General features: G+C 67.0%; 1 protein-coding gene. It reads right to left on the bottom strand.

The window, feature by feature from the left end:
• A partial coding sequence (locus DEQ92_RS22265) for a hypothetical protein (protein ID WP_147299586.1) occupies window positions 1-223 on the bottom strand: 223 nt, incomplete at its 3' end.
• Window positions 224-482 lie beyond the last annotated feature (259 nt).

A 482-nucleotide genomic window follows, 5' to 3' on the forward strand; every position in this document is an offset into this window, starting at 1 on the left:
CCTCAGCGTCCACGTCGGTACCGGCGACGCGCTCGATGGCGACCGACTCCCGCTCGGCGTCGACGGCGCACAGTCGAACGTCGGCGACGCCGAACAGTTCCGCTGTGGCCGCGGCAGTTCGCTCGAAGAGGTCCGCCTTCGACTCTGCAGCGGCGATGTCACACGCAGCAGCCCGGCACCGTCGCAACGTCGCTGCCGGCTCCCGCTCGGAGTCTGTAGCCATACGCGCTCTCGGAGCGTTTCCCGAATGAGTGCTGCTAAGAACACTCAATAGTGGTCTGTGCCGACAATAGAGATCCGGTTCTCACGCGAGCGGTGCCAAAGCGCGGGATCGACGCTCCCGCTGGCGGTGCGCAAGAACGTGAGTGCGGCTCGAGCAAGCGCCTACAGGCTGCCGTTTACTCGTCGGCGCCGCTGGCGACGCGTGAGTCCGACCTCTCGTCGGAGTCGACGCCGACGCGCACGTCGTCGCTGGTGTGACC

Source organism: Haloferax sp. Atlit-6N, assembly GCF_003383195.1.
Lineage (GTDB): Archaea > Halobacteriota > Halobacteria > Halobacteriales > Haloferacaceae > Haloferax > Haloferax gibbonsii.